9 protein-coding genes and 3 pseudogenes are annotated in these 18,472 nt (G+C 41.5%); 6 read left to right on the top strand and 6 right to left on the bottom strand.

All coding sequences use genetic code 11. From position 1 onward, the window contains the following. The first annotated feature begins 3 nt into the window (after positions 1-3). From ACS72_RS09170 to ACS72_RS09160, 3 genes and pseudogenes are all read left to right on the top strand, one after another. Positions 4-1,095: a hypothetical protein gene (locus ACS72_RS09170; RefSeq protein ID WP_048881925.1), complete on the top strand. Its 1,092-nt coding sequence runs from the start codon at positions 4-6 to the stop codon at positions 1,093-1,095. Between the two features lie 480 nt (positions 1,096-1,575). Beyond that, positions 1,576-2,376 (top strand): annotated as a pseudogene (locus ACS72_RS09165) (IS5 family transposase). Positions 2,377-2,542: 166 nt separating this feature from the next. Further along, the gene (locus ACS72_RS09160; protein WP_048881923.1) at positions 2,543-4,354 is read left to right on the top strand and encodes a monovalent cation:proton antiporter-2 (CPA2) family protein; all 1,812 of its coding nucleotides are present in this window, start codon (positions 2,543-2,545) and stop codon (positions 4,352-4,354) included. 105 nt (positions 4,355-4,459) lie between these two features. Here the strand turns inward: ACS72_RS09160 and ACS72_RS09155 are convergent, their stop codons facing one another. Next, a complete protein-coding gene (locus ACS72_RS09155) occupies positions 4,460-7,807 on the bottom strand; it encodes a DEAD/DEAH box helicase (protein WP_048881922.1) in 3,348 nt (1,115 codons plus the stop codon). A gap of 262 nt (positions 7,808-8,069) precedes the next feature. On the opposite strand from ACS72_RS09155, the gene ACS72_RS09150 reads away from it, so the two are divergent. Beyond that, positions 8,070-8,291, top strand: coding sequence for a hypothetical protein (locus ACS72_RS09150; RefSeq protein WP_048881921.1), 222 nt, complete (start codon positions 8,070-8,072; stop codon positions 8,289-8,291). 29 nt (positions 8,292-8,320) lie between these two features. Here the strand turns inward: ACS72_RS09150 and ACS72_RS09145 are convergent, their stop codons facing one another. The 3 genes from ACS72_RS09145 to ptsP are packed head-to-tail and all read right to left on the bottom strand — an operon-like array spanning position 8,321 to position 13,812. Further along, positions 8,321-10,003: a fructose-specific PTS transporter subunit EIIC gene (locus ACS72_RS09145; RefSeq protein WP_048881920.1), complete on the bottom strand. Its 1,683-nt coding sequence runs from the start codon at positions 10,001-10,003 to the stop codon at positions 8,321-8,323. A gap of 4 nt (positions 10,004-10,007) precedes the next feature. Then, on the bottom strand, positions 10,008-10,940 hold the full coding sequence (gene pfkB, locus ACS72_RS09140) for a 1-phosphofructokinase (RefSeq protein ID WP_048881919.1): 933 nt from the start codon (positions 10,938-10,940) through the stop codon (positions 10,008-10,010). A 7-nt stretch (positions 10,941-10,947) separates the two neighbouring features. Then, on the bottom strand, positions 10,948-13,812 hold the full coding sequence (gene ptsP / locus ACS72_RS09135) for a phosphoenolpyruvate--protein phosphotransferase (protein WP_048881918.1): 2,865 nt from the start codon (positions 13,810-13,812) through the stop codon (positions 10,948-10,950). 258 nt (positions 13,813-14,070) lie between these two features. Between ptsP and ACS72_RS09130 the strand changes: the two are divergent. Next, a pseudogene (locus tag ACS72_RS09130) lies at positions 14,071-14,702 on the top strand (IS3 family transposase); the annotation flags it as partial. Between the two features lie 71 nt (positions 14,703-14,773). On the opposite strand, the gene bioB reads toward ACS72_RS09130, so the two are convergent. Together bioB and ACS72_RS09115 are read right to left on the bottom strand one after the other, a co-directional pair. Next, on the bottom strand, positions 14,774-15,763 hold the full coding sequence (gene bioB, locus ACS72_RS09120) for a biotin synthase BioB (protein ID WP_048881917.1): 990 nt from the start codon (positions 15,761-15,763) through the stop codon (positions 14,774-14,776). A 147-nt stretch (positions 15,764-15,910) separates the two neighbouring features. Continuing rightward, positions 15,911-16,779, bottom strand: a pseudogene (locus ACS72_RS09115) (IS982 family transposase). 232 nt (positions 16,780-17,011) lie between these two features. Between ACS72_RS09115 and ACS72_RS09110 the strand changes: the two are divergent. Continuing rightward, on the top strand, positions 17,012-18,472 hold the full coding sequence (locus ACS72_RS09110) for a TolC family protein (protein WP_048881916.1): 1,461 nt from the start codon (positions 17,012-17,014) through the stop codon (positions 18,470-18,472).

The raw sequence follows: 18,472 nt of genomic DNA, 5'->3' as shown, positions 1-18,472 counted from the left end.
GATATGAACCTGTTCAATACAGCACCAGCAAAAAAGCTGCAAACAACACATTTAATTAATCAGCACATTGTTCAGGCTGCACCCGTTTTGGCTTTGCCTCAAGAAGATCAGACTTCCCTATTCCGCCGCTCTATTCAGCATAATTATGCCGATTTATTAAGAATTGCTGATGATTCCGATATGGCAATTGGTCTTACAGATCACCATGGTACTCTGTTATGGACCTGGAGTAGTTCCGCGATGCTTTCTTCTGCTGAACAGGTACATTTTATTGAAGGTGGCCATTGGTCAACGCAGGCGGTTGGGACCAATGCGATTGGTATGACATTAAATAGTCAAACATCAAGTTGTGTATATTCTCATGAAAACCAAATGGACAGCGTTCGTGATTGGGTCTGTTATGCAGCACCTATCTGGGATCCGACTTCAGGTCAATTTCATGGCATTATCAATCTTTCCACAAAATATAAAAAACATACCCCTCTAGGCATTCTTGCTGTGGAGCGCTGTGCAGACTTAATACAGCGAGCAATAAAATTTGAACAGAAAAATTTTTTATACATTAAAGCGCTAGGTTCGCCCTGGGTTCAATTTAATGGGCATACTTTGAACTTGACTCACCGTCAAATTGAAATACTTTGCATTTTAGCTTTGTATCCGTACGGGATTGGTTTAGAAGAGTTACACTATGCCCTTTATGGTGAGCGTAATGTGAGCCTAAAAACCTTAAAGGCTGAGCTTTCACAACTTCGTAGCCTATTACCTCATTCAATTGAGGCTCGCATTTATAGGCTTACCTGTGAAGTCCAATGTGATTTTTTACGTGCTGAACAATCATTAAATGCAAATCTTATTTCGAGTACATTCTCGCTATATAAAGGTAGCTTTTTATCTAAATCAGAAAGCCCTTTACTCAGTACTTGGAGACATTGTTTTGATGCCCGTTTAAGCCAGTTGATTTATCAAATAAAGGATACCGATCAATTATTACGGATTATTGGGCAAACACATGATCGTATTGATGCGGTACAGCGTTTATTAGAATTATTACCACAGGACAGCAACTACCGTAATTATTTTTCAAATCTGATTTAAATTTGATTTGTTGCTTCAACTCTAAAGTTTTATTGTGTAGCAGATAGAAATTGCTCATCTAAAGGTCTTTATCATGTTTGAATTGGCGAGTTTGAAATAATGGCTCACTGAAAGCCCTGACTGACCACCATCGACAATAATGATATTAAAATGTGATTTTAAGCATCTTGATTTAAATTTGCGTAGTAAGTTCAGGAATTTAGTACAATAAAAAATCCAGAATGATTTGAATAATATTTTGAAAATATTAGAAATTATTTATAAATAAAATTATGAAGTGAGCTTTAAGTGAACATAAGTTAAATACAAGGTTTTTAGTAAAAATCTGGTTATTTTTATAAACGCAGATTCAAATTACAAGTGTGACAAATTTGTAGTTAGTTGAAAACTTTAGGTATATCCATAGAATCATTAGAGCCTATCCAGTATTAATTTCACTCTTTTTTAGCAATTGAAAAAATAATTTGTTAAATTCCCCTCATGAGAAAACCATATCCAGCAACATTAGTCGAGAAGCTTTTAAAGAAATTGAACCGCCACGATTGAGCGGAAGAAAACAAACACGTCCAAGAGTCATTGATGTCTATGAAGTATTTTGCGCATTGCTCTATATTCTAATAAGTGGATGCTAATGGAGTATGCTTCCTCGAGACTTCCCATCTAAAAGCACTGTGCATTATTACTTCTCGATTTGGAATAAAAAGTCTTCAGAAACTGAACCTAGCATACTTGAGCAAGCTTTAAAAAAATGTGGTTGGCGAGGCCCGTATCAGCAATGGATGGAAAGAACAAACTGGCTTTATCATGATTGATTCACAAAGTGTAAAAAACACAGATACTGCACGTGATAAAGGTTATGACGATGGTAAAAAAGTTTCAGGCATTAAAAGACATATTATTGTTGATACTGAAGGTCTCCCGCATGGAATATTGGCTACGACAGCAGATAAAACAGATCGTCAAGGTGCGTTAGATACTATAACTTTGCTTAAAGATAGCTTACAAAATGTAGAGGTTGTACTTGTTGATGACGGTTATACAGGCGAACCCTTTTCTTTGGCTGTTAATAATTTAATCGGATCCCGATTTGATGTAGCTAAACGAAGTGAATTGCATAAATTTGCAGCCATTCCACAACGCTGGGTTGTGGAAAGATCATTTGCCTGGTTAGAAAAATGTAGAAGGCTCTGGAAAAACTGTGAAAAGTACCTAAATACGAACCTTCAGTTCATTAATTTAGCCTTTTTAAAGCTACTTTTGCATAGAAAATATTCTGGATAGGTTCTAAGTGATCACCTTTAAATTTATGAAAAGCAATTACACAAAATTATTTACAGGCTCTGCAGTTGCATTAGCTTGAAGCCTGTATATATATATTTGGCTACCTTTATCGGGTAAATTCTATACTTGAAATGTCAACAGCCCCAATACAAAATCTGAGAAATATATGAGTGCAGAAGCCATATCTATCAGCCTTTTATCCCCTGTCATATTGCTCACGGCTGCAGTGATCGCAGTCCCCTTAATCAAGCGCCTAGGATTAAGCTCGGTATTGGGATATTTAATTGCAGGATTAATTATTGGTCCATTTGGACTGGCATTTTTCTACGATTCTGCGTCTATTTTGCATATCGCTGAGCTTGGTATTGTGATGTATCTGTTTGTGATTGGACTAGAAATGCGTCCATTGTATTTATGGAGTTTAAGAAAAGAAATTTTTGGATTAGGTACATTACAAATTAGTGCCTGTTCATTGGGGTTAACGGCGGTAGGCTTGATCTATGGCTATTCTTGGCAAGTGAGTTTTGTATGTGCTGCAGGCTTTGTACTCACCTCGACTGCAATTGTGATGCAACTTTTGGGAGATCGTGGAGACATTGCTCAACCACGAGGACAAAAAATTATCTCGATCCTGCTGTTTGAAGATTTATTGATTGTCCCTTTATTGGCAATTGTCGCTTTTATCGCACCGAATCATGTTGTTGAAAGTACTTCTACGCGTTTGCAGAGCATCGGAATTGGTTTAATTTCAATTGCAGGTTTAATCGCTGCAGGCTATTGGTTGCTTAATCCTTTATTTCGCTTATTAGCCGCAGCCAAAGCCCGTGAAGTCATGACTGCAGCAGCACTCTTGGTGGTGCTCGGCGCAGCATTACTGATGCAAGTCACTGGCTTATCGATGGCAATGGGGGCATTCATTGCAGGGGTATTACTCTCCGAATCCACTTTTCGCCATCAGATTGAAGCAGATATTGAACCGTTTCGTGGCATATTGCTCGGATTATTTTTTCTAGGTGTAGGCATGTCACTAGACCTTAACGTCGTAAAAAATAACTGGGTGTTAATCTTAAGTGCTGTACTTCTGCTGATGTTTGTCAAAGCATCCATGATTTACCTAATTGCACGCATGACCAAAAGTTCACACTCCGAAGCACTCGATCGCGCATTACTGATGGCTCAAGGAGGTGAGTTTGCTTTTGTACTCTTTACTGCCGCCATGAGTGCTCAAGTCATTAGTGCTGTTGAACGCTCAAACCTGACTGCGATTGTAGTCTTGTCGATGATTTTGACCCCGATTATTGGCTTTTTATTTAAACGTTTTACCCAAACTACAGAACAAACTTCTTTAGAAAATATCCGTATTGCCGAAGGACTTTCTGGAAAAGTATTGATGATTGGTTTCGGTCGTTTTGGACAAGTCTCCAGTCAATTACTGCTTGCTCGAGGGATTGATGTGACCATCATTGATAATGATATCGACATGATTCAAAATGCTGAAAGATTTGGATTTAAAATTTACTATGGCGATGGTTCTCGTTTAGATATTTTACATGCCTCGGGAGCAGATACGGCTGAAGCAATTGTTGTTTGCGTAGACCACAAAGAAACGACGAATAAGATTGTAGAGTTGGTGCAACATGAATTTCCTTTAACCAAGTTACTGGTTCGCTCTTATGACCGTGAGCATGCGCTGCATTTAGCAAAACAAAATGTGGATTATATGATTCGAGAAACCTTCGAGTCGGCAATGCTATTTGGCGGTGCGATTTTAGAAGAATTGGGTGTTGACCAGAGTGATGTTGAAGAAATTAGCCAAGAAATCCGAGAACGAGACAAAGAACGTTTTGAAACCGAAGTTGCAGCAGATGATGTCTATGCGGGTATCGGCTTGCAATACACAGGACCGCGTCCGACTGCACCTTTAATTACACCAAAGCACACAGGGCAAATTCTGAATGAAGATGACACTAAGCAATAATTTCACGTATTAAACCCAAATAAAAAAGAGGTCTGTGTAGATCTCTTTTTCGGTAAGCATCCGCTGAACCCCACTTTTCTTATTTTCTCAATATCCCAAACCAAACTAAAATTTCTCAAACAATTTCATCACATCATTTTCCGTCAGTTTCGCTTCTCCCTCATGATCTGTGCTTAGAATAGACTGTGCCAGTTCTGCTTTATTCTGCTGCAAGGCAATAATTTTTTCTTCTATGCTTTTATTGGTAATCAGCTTATACACAAATACCGGCTTGTCCTGTCCAATCCGCCATGCACGATCTGAAGCTTGATCTTCAGCAGCAGGGTTCCACCATGGATCATAGTGAATGACCGTATCTGCGGCAGTTAGATTCAGACCTACCCCTCCTGCTTTCAGACTGATTAAAAATACCGGCACTTGTCCAGACTGAAATGCTGTAATGACTTCATCTCGCTTTTTGGTCTTTCCAGTCAGCTTCACATAGCCAATTTCTGCGTGATAGAGCTGTTGTTCAATCAGTTCCAACATTGAGGTAAACTGAGAGAAAATAAGAATTTTTCGTCCCTCTTCTACCATTGGAACAACCATATCCATCAACTGTTCAAGTTTGGCAGAATACGCCTGCCCGGTTTTAACTGAATCCAGTTTCAGCAAGCTAGGATGACAACAGACCTGACGCAGCTTCAGCAAGGCATCTAAAATTTGGATTTGACTACGCTTAAAGCCTTTTTCTGCCACAATTTTCTGAATATTTGCCTGCATCGTGGCGCGAACAGCCTCGTATAGCTTGGATTGCTGCTCATTCATGTCAATATTGACTTCAATCGTGGTTTTTTCAGGCAATTCCTTGGCAACGTCAGTTTTCAAACGACGTAAAATAAAGGGTTTAATGCGGTTTACCAACTTTTGCCTTAGCTGCTGATCACCGCGTTTTTCAATAGGATAGCGGTACTTTTTATTAAAGATTTCTTGTGAATATAAAAATCCTGGCATTAGAAAATAAAATAGTGCCCACAGCTCACCCAAATGATTTTCCATAGGTGTACCAGTTAGACATAGACGATGTCGCGCTGTTAATTGCCGTACTACCTGTGCAGCTTTGGCACGCGGATTTTTAATATTCTGCGCTTCATCCAGAATGAGTTGATGATATTCATATTGCTTCAGTTGCTCTTCATCTCTCGCCAAGAGCGGGTAGGTGGTTAACACAATGTCATAGTGTGAAATCTGCTCAAAATACTGATGGCGGTCGGGGCCTTGTAGCAGCAGTACCTTGAGCTCAGGGGTAAATTTTTCCGCTTCTTTGAACCAGTTATGCATCAGCGATGTGGGTGCAACAATTAAGGCGGGTCTGTCCTGCAAATGACCAGCCTGCTTTTCCATGAGTAAGTGGGCTAAAGTTTGTGCTGTTTTACCCAAACCCATATCATCCGCCAGAATCCCGCCATGCTGGGTTTCCCTTAAAAACTGTAACCAGCCTAGGCCCTGCTGCTGGTATGGACGTAATTCCCCCTGAAAACCTTGTGGTGTCGGCAGTTGTTGCTGATAGCCTTGTTTGAATTTCTGCGCAAATTGCTGCAGGCGATTACTGACCTGCCCCACCATCCCCAGATGATGCTGTAATTCTAATAGTTGACTCGCATCATAGCGATCAATACTGCGCTCTTCTTGCTGTAAAATGCTCTGCAGATGCAACAATACCGGCTTAATGTCCTTTGCGGATAAAGCCAAATCTGGTTGATCCGCTGCAGTTTTCAGGGTGAAAATGTAACTGTCATTCAGATGACCAAAAATCCGTGGATCAAGTAAATCAGGCTGTTCTTTCACCAAAGCCACAAGTGCATCGAGTAAATCATAGCTATTGCCTGCACTGTCCTGAACGGTCGCCCCGATATTGAACCAGTCTTGTTGGCTTTCAGATTCAGTGATGGAAATATTTAAATTTTCAACATATTGCAGCTTAAATGGGCTGTGTTCCAGATGCTCTATCTGCCATCCAATCAATTCAATTTGATTGATGGGCATCAGCTGTTTGATCCAGTCTCCATAGAACGCAAAAACCATAGAATCAAGACGTTGTTTATCCAGTTTTAATTGCTGGTAATAATTAAGATCTTTCACCCACTTCAGTGATTCGACCAATAGCTGTAAACGCTGGATTGACTGTTGTTCCTGAACGAAGTCCCGAAGCTGTCGCACCATTTTGCCATGCTGCTCACCAATAAAACTGTCACCTGATGTACCTGCTTTTATTCGTCCGCCTACATAGGAGAATTCAATTTCGGCACAAACAGACTCTTCCCATTTCCAATCAAATTTATCTAAAACACCGAAGCGTAAAATTGGCTGGGGACTTCCCTCAAGGACATCAATATGCTGAATAAACTCGGGCTGAGGCAGATTTTTCACGTCTGAATATTGATGAGTCAGTTTCTCAAACTCTGGCAAGAGCATAGATGGAAGATCAGGCATCTGTAAAAAATGGTACAGAAGATTTGCCGTATATTCACCATATAACTGGCCCACCGTGTTCTGTTGAATATCCACATAACATGGGGGATGGCTCGCGAGAATCTGAATATGTGGATTTGATTTCAAATCGAGTCGAATATCACCATTGACCAATTCAATGTTTAAATGCTCTGTCTGTTTGTTTACACCTTGTTGCCAGATCAGTTCGATGTGATAGCCTTGTTCTGACCATTGAAGTGCAGTATGGCTCTTTTTTTGCCAGTACACATCGCCACTTTGAATAAAAGATTTGAAATGCTCCAATAAAATTCTGGAGATATCAAGATTGCTTTGATAAAAGCGTTCGTCACTGTTTATTTTGGCATAATAATAAATCTGGTTAAATAATTGTCGTTTTTGTTCAGGTAAAGTCAGATGCTTTCTGGTGATATTTTCATATTGGGTATAATAACTTTCCCCCGCAATTGAGCCGTTTTTATTGCGTCTGGCCTTCTGAACGTCAACTGTCAATTTCTTTAAGCTGACCGACTGATCTAGCAGGTAAATTAAATAATTGTTTGTTTTGACAGATTGCTCTGGTTCAGTCTGTTGTAAATACCGTTTAAAATCATTCAACCAGCGCTGCGCCTGATCATCCCCCCGTTGACGTTTTGTGATTCCCTGCGGGGATTGAGAGTCAGCATAACGCTGCTGAAATTCCTGGCGATATTCCTGAAAGAATAACCGCGCTAAAGCAGCAGCATGTTTACAGTTATATCCAACCGGACAAGTGCAGTCGTCATCGATTAAACGGTCTTTTTGGGGATTATAGGTAATTGCGGTATCGTAATAATCTGTTCCTTCAATTTGGGCATACATCGTAACCCCGTCTTTTTCCTCAAAGAACTCAATCGTTTCCCTATCAATGTGTTTAGCATAGCTCAGACTGCGCTGAAGAGTTGCAGTACTAAAGCGAGATAGAAAATTGATCAATGAGGACATAATTACCAGAAACCAAAAATGTTTATACAATAATAACGGACAAAGCTGTCATTTCAGAACAGTAGGGATCGCTAACGTATCAGAAGGAAATAAATCCATGCTCAAAAACTTAATGTTTACTACAATGGATGGGGTGAATATTGGCTTTGGGGTACATTGGTCTCCTCAACCGCAATCACAGGTCGGCCATTAATCGCCTTTGAATACAGTGCAGAAGCGATCAGTAAAGGTTTAGAACTTTCCTGCACATCAAATGGATATCATGGGTGAGGCACTGGATATTCCTCGACAAGCTCTTGTGAAACTTGGTACTCAGGAAGCGGAACTTTGTGTCCAAGAAGTCGATGAAATTATTGGCTCGATTTGTAAGGTTGCAATCCGATTCAGCAATATCGCTCATGACCTATTACCTGGACAAATTCAAGCAGAGACTCTCCAACTGATCCAAAATAGGATTGAGCATAATATTCATTTATTGCACTAAATAGCCTTCACAAAGCTTCTATGAAGGGCTTATTCTAACCGTTGTTTTATCACGGCATAAGCTACACCAGTCACCACACTTCCAATCGCAATCGCCAATAAATATTTTAATGGATAATTCATCGCATTCGGGATGATCAGTACCATTACACCGCCATGCGGAGTGACTAGTTCACATTTAAATAATGCAACCAAAGCCCCTGTTACAGCACCACCTGCGATCGCGCATGGAAGCACTCGAATCGGGTCTTTGGCAGCAAACGGAATAGCCCCTTCCGAAATGAAACATAGGCCCAGAACTACAGCAGCCTTCCCTGCATCTTGCTCAGGTTTGGCAAATTTATGCTTTGCCAGAAAAGTTGCAATTGCCATACCCAATGGCGGTACCATACCCGCAGCCATGGTAATCGCCATCGGTCCGTATGTTTGTGACGTAAGTAAGCCCACCGTAAAGGCATAAGCCGCTTTATTTATTGGCCCCCCAACATCAATACACATCATACTCCCAAGGATAATCCCCATGATCATGGCATTGGTCGTCCCCATATTGGCAAGGAAGTGTGTGAGTAATTCAAACAATTGTGCAACAGGCTGTCCAACCACATAAATCATGATTAAACCAACAGCTAAACTGGCCAATAGTGGAATAATCAAAATTGGTTTTAATGCTTCTAGGCTACTTGGGAGTTTAAGCTGTTTCGATAAAAATAACGCAATATAACCTGCAATAAAACCTGCAACTAATCCACCGAGAAAGCCTGCCTCTAATTGTGTTGCAAGTAAACCGCCAATCAAACCTGGAGTTAAACCCGGACGATCCGCAATAGAATAAGCAATGTAACCTGCCAGCATAGGTACCATAAGAGTAAATGCTGCAGCACCTATTTGCTTTAAGGATGCGGCAAAGCTTCCTTCAACAGGATTGAGGCCAAACATAAACGAGATGGCAATGATCAAACCGCCCGCCACCACCATCGGCAGCATGAAAGACACCCCTGTTAAAAGGTGTTTATAAATTCCAGTTTTTTCTTTGTTTTCATTTTCTGTCTTAGTGGCTGTTTGCTTACCCGTTTCAAGCACTTTGGCTTCAGCAATTGCGTTTGCAAAAGTCTTATCCGTTTGCTTAAGGGCAAATCCTGTACTGCAGCGATATACACGTTTGCCTACAAAGCGATCTGTATTGACCTCAATATCCGTTGCTAAGATCACGACATCTGCTTTGGCAATACTTTCTGCCGATAAAACATTTTTAGCCCCAACCGATCCTTGGGTTTCAACATCAATCTGATAACCGTGCTTTACTGCACCTTGTTGTAAGGCTTCGGCCGCCATAAACGTATGCGCAACGCCAGTTGGACATGCTGTAATGGCGACAAACCGTGTAACTCCTACATTGGCTGCAATAGTTTCATCTAAAGCATCTGAATGCTCAAGAACTTGTTGCAAAAGCATGATCGCATCGTGTTGTGCGTTATTCAAACCAATGACTTTCACAACCTTGTCACGCAGTTGATCTGCATCTGCCGACTTCTGTCCAACAAAAACAACCGTATCAATAACATTTGATAAATCAAGATGCTCGACTGATGTCGCCACATCATTGGAAATACCAAGTGCTGTTGCTGCTTTGGACAGTTTTTTAGCCAAAATCACTGCATTAATCGGCTGCTCGGGACTATGTGGCACAAATAAAATATGTTTTATCTCTTGCATCGTATTAACTCAATGATTGGACTGAGATTTGCGATTTCAAATCTTCAATAACAGCAAAGTCTGGAAGGGCAAACCCAATTTGGGTCACAGCGTTGCTCGCAATTGCGGTTGCTGTTTTTAATGTTTCTTCTGGGGAAGTTGAACTCAACAAGCCATGAATCATACCTGCCAGCAAGGAATCTCCCGCACCCACCGTACTTTGGACGGTGACTTTCGGTGCAGTAGCATGCAGGGGTTGCGTGCGGTGAAGCCAGTTCACTCCGTTTTCACCCATCGAGACCACAATATGTTCGATCTGACTATTTAAACTGGCAAAAAGATACTGCTGTTCTGCAAACTTTTCTGCCGGCAAATGGTAGGTTTCAGTCAACTCATCTGTATTAGGCTTAATCAACCAAGGATGGGCAGCAATTGCTGCTTTCAACGCAACACCACTGGTATCTACTGCGACTTTTTTACCCACAGACTGTAACCATAGAATCAGTGTTGAAAGCTCTTCTGCAGAAAAACCTTGTGGCAAACTACCTGCAATCACAATCACATCAATCCCTAAAATCAGTTGAGATAGGCGTTGACGTAGTTGTTGTTTTGCTGAGGTATCTACAAAAAAGCCCTTACCATTGATGTCAGTCATTCGACCAGAAGCTTCTGCAACTTTAATGTTTTGTCGTGTTTCACCTGCAACATAAATAAATTGGTTATCAAATTGCTCTTGCTGGATATGATGGTCAAAAATTTGACGGTTTTCTTGCCCCAAAAAGCCACTCACAATCAGTTCATGACCCAAATCCTTAAGGACCTGAGCCACGTTTAAGCCTTTACCGGCTGCATGGCTTTGGGCCGTTAACTGACGATTGACCTCGCCAACTTTTAGTTGATCCAATTGCACGGTGAGGTCAATTGCAGGATTCAGAGTAATGCTTAATATCTTAGCCATTCGGTAATTACTCCACCAATGCACGTACGGCAGTTGCACTGTCACAACTTAAGGCTTGCTGTGCAACCTGTTGGCAATTTATATAGTTCAAACTACGAATTTGCGCCTTCACCAATGGAATACTGGTACTCGACATACTCAACTCATCCACGCCCAAGCCCATCAATACAGGCACAGCTTTTGGATCAGCAGCCAATTCACCACAAATGCCCACCCATTTACCATGCTGATGTGCTGCCCGAACCGTTTGATCAATCAATAACAAAATACTCGGATGTAAGCCATCAGCTTCGGCAGACAACAGTGGATGACCACGGTCAATCGCCAGAGTATATTGAGTCAAGTCATTGGTTCCAATACTAAAAAAATCAACTTCTTGAGCAAGAATTGGAGCCAACAATGCTGCCGCAGGAACCTCAATCATAATACCGACTTGTAAGTTTTCACATGGATGCTGTATGCGAACCTCATCCAAAATTGCTTTTGCTGCTCGCCATTCTTCAACCCGCCCAATCATAGGAAACATAATTCTTAATGGGCGATTATCTGCTGCTTTAAGTAAAGCAACCAATTGCTGACGTAATAACTCTGGCTTACGTAAAGTCAGACGAATACCACGTAAGCCCAAGAATGGATTTTCTTCCTTTTCAATCGGCAAATACGGCAAAGGTTTGTCCCCGCCCACATCAAGTGTACGTACCACCAATGGACGACCCGCCAAAGCATCTAACACCACCCGATAATCGGCTTCTTGTGTAGCCTCATCAGGGGCACTGCTGTGTGACATAAAGACCAATTCTGTGCGTAGCAAACCAATTGCTTCTGCCCCATCGGCCACAGCCTGTATCGTAGCGCCCACTTTGCCAATATTGGCTGCGATTTCAACTTGATGTTGATCCAGTGTGATGGCGGGTTCTAAACAATGCTGTTCCGCTTGTTCTCGTAACTCGCGCTGGCGTTGGCGCTCTGCAATGGCATGATCAATCTGACTTTGCTCGGGTGAGACCACATACTCACCAGTATCTCCATTAATTAGCACGGTGGCATGGTTCTCAATATTTAAAACAGCTACACCCGCACCTACGACTGCTGGAATAGCCAGAGCACGTGCCACAATAGCACTATGGGCACTCGCTCCACCAACCGCGGTCAAAATGCCTGCAACACGATCCTTATTGAGACGCGCTACATCACTCGGACCAACATCATGCATAATTAAGATATAAGGTTGCTCGGGTTCTGTGACATCGGCCACACCGCACAAAGCAGCCAAAACACGCTCGCCAATATCCCTTAAATCAGCCGCACGCTCTGCCAGTAAACGATCGCTAAGTGCAGCCTGTGCGGTAGCAGCCACTTCAATATGATCATGCCAAGCTGCAGCAGCAGACAACCCTTGTTTTAAACCGCGTTGTACACTTTGGAGGAGGTCTGGATCATCCAGCATTTCCAAATGTGCCATGAATATCTGCTTAATGGCAGTAGATTCAGTATGTGCAATGAATTGACGTAAGCTATTTTTCACCTGATGAAGCGCAATTTCAAGCTTTTCATTCTCAGCTTTAAAACTCTGTCCGCGACGTTCATAACTAAATTCACGTGGCTTCACCACATGTGCAGGACCAAAAGCAAGGCCAGTTGATGCCGCAATACCGCAGCTACCCGTATCGCCATGTGATTCAAAAGGCATTAATTCCAAAGTATTTACGACTGGGTCACTACTGCTGTGCTGATGAGATACAAGGTCAACAGCTTCAACCTCTTCTCCTAAGCCCTGTTGAACTGCATCAATAATCTGTTCTAAGCCTGCTACAGCATCGGTATCAGGTTGTGCAATAAAAGTCAGAGTTTGACCACGACGACATCCCATGGCTAATAATTTGGTTAAACTTTTTGCCGAAACGTAAGCCCCCTCATCTACAGCAACGAGAATATCCCCTGCAAATTTCTTGGTCATATTGACCAAGTGTGTTGCGGGACGCGCATGTAGACCATGAGCGTTAGCTAAGACAATACGACGAGATGGCCAATCAGGAATCAGTTCAGCACCAATTAACTGCGCCAACTGGTGACTATCTTGTTCTTGGTTAAGGGTATGAACTTGTTCAGTATCAAACAAAATATCCATTAACCGTTGAAACCGTTGCATATCCAGTTGCTCATTACTGGCAATACACACCAAAGTCTTGAGCATTTCCTGCTGATGGCTTAAAACCTGTTCCGCTTTTACCAAACTTACAGCTGGGCTCAAAACATGCTGGTTAGAAGTGATCGACCACACTCCCTCCCCTAAATGAATCATGCTGTTTAGGTTTAAACCCGACAGAAAACCACACTCCACCATTTTTTGCTGTTTCAGCAACTGTGTTGCCTGCCAAATCAAATCTTCTACATCAAGTGCGGGAACTTGAGTGGCGATTAAATTTTCATGCAATGCCAAAGATGCGGGTTGGGCTTGTAATAATGCAATAATTTGCTCTGCGGATTGAGCCTGTTTCACTTGATCAGCGACATCATTAATTAAAGCCCGCGTCAAAATTTGTAAGACTTGCAAATGCTCATCTGATTTCGCAGCAATCACTACTGCTAAATAAATTTTATTTTCACCGTCCCAAACAACTCCTTCAGGAAAGTGCGCCAGACGAATACCAGTTTTTAAAATAGATTGGCGAGACTGAGGCGTCCCATGCGGAATGGCAATTCCTTGCCCTAAATACGTTGCACTTTGTTGTTCGCGCCCGGTCAACCCATGAATATAATCAGGTGTAACCAATTGGTCTTCGACCAAGATATCGACTAGACATTGCAACGCTTGTGCTTTATCAGTGGCGTGTTGTTTCATTCGAATATGTTGTATATCTAGCGCGAGCATAAAGCGTCCTTGCAAAATAGCATAGTGAAAAGCTATGCCTTTTTACTGGAGAAAAAATAAAAGTCGAATTCTACTCAGGATTTACACAAAAATCTGTATATTTTGATTTTATCTTGATAATCATTATTACGACGCAATTAAGAAACGACGAGATTCTCCAAAGCCCAGTGTTGCGATAGTTGGGTTTAGTTCTAATTGAACCGTACCGGGTTTGTCGGAGACCAACTTTCCTGAGATGAGAAGTATCGCTTCGCAAGGGAACATCGAGCAAAACGAGATCTGCATGACCTGCATCATGCTGAGCAAATCAAACGAATTTGGAAAGAAAGTTCGGGGCGGTATGGCGTTCGTAAAGTCTGGCAAAAACTGAAACGTGAAGGTTATATTATTGCACGCTGTACAGTTGCTCGATTGATGCAGAAGCTAGGTATACAAGGTGTTTGGTGTGGTAAGAATAAACAAACCACCCGTAGCCGAGATGATCAAAAAAGAGCAGATGATTTAGTGAAACGTAATTTTAGTGCTGATCATCCAGATCAGCTGTGGGTCGCTAACTTTACGTATATTCAAACTCAGGCTGGTGGGTCTATACCGCCTTTATTATTGCTGTATTTTCACGAGCAATTGTTGGCTAGAAAGTATCGACACGTAAGAATACAGATATGGTGCTTGATACACTGGCTGAAACGGTGAATGGCTGATACAAAACAGAGGTGATTGAATATTTAAATGCAGATTGGCAAGGTTTAGTAGATGTACAACTTATGACATTAAATTGGGTGGATTGGTTTAATAAAGAACGTGTACCTAGTGCGCTAGGTTATGTGCCACCTTTTGAGTTTGAAACAATGTTCGATGATAAGATTAACCTGTTAGGTCAGGTGGCTTAACTTAAATAAAAAGTCTCCGACAAACCCGGTACGGTTCAAGTTGAAATGATCCCTGTTTGTTACACGATTAATTAAGCAGGTTGCATCGCATCTACAGCCAATTCTTTAGCTGTTTTCTTGGCAGCTTCAGCTTTTAAGCCTAATTTAGCAAACAAGGCTTTGTCTTTACCTTCACCACTATTCGGGGCAGTAAGCAATTTATCACCTGAAAATAATGAGTTAGCTCCAGCCATAAATGCCAGTGCCTGATCAGAGTCAGAGAGAGATTCACGACCTGCCGACAAGCGGATATAACTCTTCGGCATAATAATCCGTGCTACCGCAATAGTACGAATCCAGTCAATCACATCCAGTTTTTCAACATCGGCCAGTGGTGTGCCTTCAATAGGAACCAGCATATTTATGGGCACCGAACCCGGGTGAATCGGCATAGTCGCTAGTTCAAATAACAAACCGACTCGGTCTTGTACGCCTTCGCCCAAGCCGACAATACCGCCACTACAGACATTAATTCCGGCATTACGCACATGATCAAGCGTATTTAAGCGGTCATCAAAGCTACGTGTACTGATGACATTGGCATAATATTCACGTGAGGTATCAAGGTTGTGGTTGTAATAATCTAGCCCTGCATCTTTCAGACGTTCCGCTTGTGAGGCATTCAGCATCCCTAGGGTCATACAGGTTTCCATGCCCAGTTTCTTGATTTCCTGCACCAATTCCAGCACATACGGCATATCGCGTTCATGCGGGTTACGCCATGCTGCGCCCATGCAAAAACGGGTCGAACCGGAAGCTTTGGCCTGTTTGGCTTCAGCAATCGCCTTTTGTACTTCTACGCGTTTTTCAATTTCCAGATCAGTATCATAATGTGCAGATTGCGAACAGTATTTACAATCTTCCGGACAACGGCCCGTTTTAATTGAAAGCAGAGTACTGACCTGAACAGTATTCGGTTCAAAGTTTTGGCGATGAATTTGCTGTGCCTGAAACAGTAAATCCATTAAAGGCAAGTCATAAATTTCTTGTATTTCGGCACGTGACCAATCATTACGGATCATCTTGTCTGCATCATCTAAAATTCCATTGAGTAAATCATACGCTGTTTTTTTTATTTTTCTTTAGCGTTTTCTTTCATATTCATTGCCTGCTTAAAATAGCTTTAGTGTATCAAGCTATTTTGAAAGCTTATTTAACTCGAATCCTGCTTAAGCCGATGATTCCTTAATTTGAATTGTTGGCTTATTTTGATGAGTGAGTTGATATGCACATAGTGAGGCGTAAATTCCACTCAGAAACCCATGAAGACTACGTGCTTTACTCGTCACTAAATTGTATTGCCCCTTCAATAAACTGAATAATGTTTCTATCTTATTGCGTTGTCTTAGGTGATATTCATCTGATGCACAAAGTTGAATAGCCTGCATATTCTTTCGACGATAAATAATTAAATCAATACCTTGATATTTCAATCTAATTTTTAATTCTTGGCTGATGTAACCTCGATCCCCGTAAAGTTTTGCTTCTATACCAGCAACCAATTGCTCAACCATTTTCATGTCAGCAACATGTCCATTCGATAAAGCAGAACAGGCAATTTCACCAAACTGATTCATCGCAATATGTAATTTACAGCCATAAAACCAGCCCATTGAGCTTCTACCACGTGATGCAATTTGGACTAATGATTTATGACGCTGAATACGTTGATTTTTACAAACTGGCAGAGTTGTTGAATCAATCCATAAATATTGTGTACCTTGGCCTTTCATCAGTGCCACATGTAAAGCGTGTAGAGCTAATTCATGCATATTGATCAGATGAATCATCCTTTGATAGCAAGGCAAGTACTTAAATAAATGGCTTTTATCTTCTTTTAGCCAGGTGAAAAAGGCTTTGAAATTATTGAAATGAGAGCATTTGTACTAAATGGCAATAAAGCAGATTTCTGAAATTGTAAGTTGAGCAGTTCTGATTCTTAAGGAACCACGGTTTTGTTTGAGAAACTCCCAATAAGTTGATTCAAATTTAAGAAAAAATCATCAATTACGCTGAATAATTCGGTACTATTGAACATCAGGACTAGAGTTGTGAGTTTGGTGTGGTAACTCAACTGGTGGCTCTAGTCCTCTTATTTTTCAAGTCAATTTCTTATCCGCGATTCGGGTTAATTAAGGATGCATAAGCTTCCTTTTTTATAGACAAATGTACAAGAAACAATACTATAACTTTACACTAGTTCTATCTACGAACTTTTAATCTATACTAGCGGGATAACATCACCGGCTTTAAATCAGTTTAGCGACTTTATGAACTCAAAGAAAAATAAAAGACAGCTTGTCTGGGGGTTAAATTTGCTTGCATCGATGATGTATGGCAGCTTTGCTCATGCGCAGAGCATCAGCTTTCAGGACGCTGAACGTCATTTGTTGCAAAATTCTTATAGCAGCCAAGCCTATCAAAGTCTGGAACAGGCCTCAAAACTTGAAGCTGAAGCAGTGAAAGGTATAGGCCTGCCGAGAGTCGATCTGAATGTTCGTGCTTATGCCTTTCATAATGAACTCGATCTGCCTTTAGGTGCATTAAAAAATAATTTAGAGCAATCCTTAACGAATGGTGTCAATAATAGAATTGATGAACTGAACTTAGGTGATCTGGCTGACCCGCTAAAAAATAGTTTAAGACAACCTATTCAAAATGGAGTTGGCTTAATTCCTGATAGTTCGCATGTCGTGCTGGATGATCAGGTCATTCGCCCGACGGTTTCAGTCATGATGCCGCTTTATACCGGTGGACTGACAAGCAACGCTAAAGAAATCGCCAATATTCAGGTCGGTCGTAGTCAGCTCAGCAACAAACAGCAGCAAGACACGCAGCGTTTTGAACTGATTCAAAGTTATTTTAATGTACAGCTCCAAAAGCAACTGCATGCAGCTGCGCTGTTTAATCTGAATGCCATGCAGCAGCATTATCGCAATGCCTTAAAGATGGAACAGCAAGGTTTTATCAGTAAAGGCCACCGCATGCAGTTTGAAGTGGCACGCAATAATGCCGAGCGCAGCCAGCAAAATACGCAGGCCAATTTGAATGCTGCCCTGTTCCAGCTCAATAATCTGCTTCAGGAAAGTAGCATCACCGAACTTTCGACGCCTTTATTTGTCAATAAAACCGAGCCACAGGCCTTAAATCATCTGCTGAAAACCTTTAGTCAGAACTCTGCGCTGATTCAAAAAATGCAGCTGGATACTCAATTAGCTCAAGCCAATGTCAAAGCCCAGCAAGCAGCGAAAAAACCGAATGTTTTTGCTTTTGGCGAATATAGTCTGGATCAAAATGAAAACTGGATTGTCGGGATTGCCGCACGCTATAACCTGTTTTCCGGGATCGATAAAAACAAAAATATTCAGGCTGCCGAACTCAAACGCTCTGCCACAGAACTTCTCACTGCACGCACCCAGCAGGAAATTGAAAATCTGATTTATAAATCTTATAGCGAAGCACTCAGTGCACAGCAAAGTGATGCGCTTCTGGCACAAAACTTGAAAGCCGCACAGGAAAATTTACGCATCCAAGAATTGTCCTTTAAAGAAGATATGGGCACCGCCATACAGGTCATCGATGCACAAAATATGCTGAGCGGACTACGAGCCGAAACTGCCTTGAATGCTTACAAATATGTGATGTCACTGGCCACACTATTACAAAGCCATGGCTCGATTGCAGAATTTCCGAACTACATCCAACATACCAACACTCACTATATTCGCTAA

The sequence above is a fragment of the Acinetobacter sp. VT 511 genome (assembly GCF_001077515.1).
Taxonomy (GTDB): domain Bacteria; phylum Pseudomonadota; class Gammaproteobacteria; order Pseudomonadales; family Moraxellaceae; genus Acinetobacter; species Acinetobacter schindleri.
Note: the sequence above shows the minus strand (reverse complement) of the source record. Positions and strands in the feature narration are given on the sequence as shown.

What these genes read in the sequence shown, in the direction of transcription:
- ACS72_RS09170 (WP_048881925.1), top strand. Translation starts at nt 4, where the DNA reads ATGAACCTGTTCAATACAGCACCAGCAAAAAAGCTGCAAACAACACAT.
- ACS72_RS09160 (WP_048881923.1), top strand. Translation starts at nt 2,543, where the DNA reads ATGAGTGCAGAAGCCATATCTATCAGCCTTTTATCCCCTGTCATATTG.
- ACS72_RS09155 (WP_048881922.1), bottom strand. Translation starts at nt 7,807, where the DNA reads ATGTCCTCATTGATCAATTTTCTATCTCGCTTTAGTACTGCAACTCTT.
- ACS72_RS09150 (WP_048881921.1), top strand. Translation starts at nt 8,070, where the DNA reads ATGGGTGAGGCACTGGATATTCCTCGACAAGCTCTTGTGAAACTTGGT.
- ACS72_RS09145 (WP_048881920.1), bottom strand. Translation starts at nt 10,003, where the DNA reads ATGCAAGAGATAAAACATATTTTATTTGTGCCACATAGTCCCGAGCAG.
- pfkB (WP_048881919.1), bottom strand. Translation starts at nt 10,940, where the DNA reads ATGGCTAAGATATTAAGCATTACTCTGAATCCTGCAATTGACCTCACC.
- ptsP (WP_048881918.1), bottom strand. Translation starts at nt 13,812, where the DNA reads ATGCTCGCGCTAGATATACAACATATTCGAATGAAACAACACGCCACT.
- bioB (WP_048881917.1), bottom strand. Translation starts at nt 15,763, where the DNA reads ATGATCCGTAATGATTGGTCACGTGCCGAAATACAAGAAATTTATGAC.
- ACS72_RS09110 (WP_048881916.1), top strand. Translation starts at nt 17,012, where the DNA reads ATGAACTCAAAGAAAAATAAAAGACAGCTTGTCTGGGGGTTAAATTTG.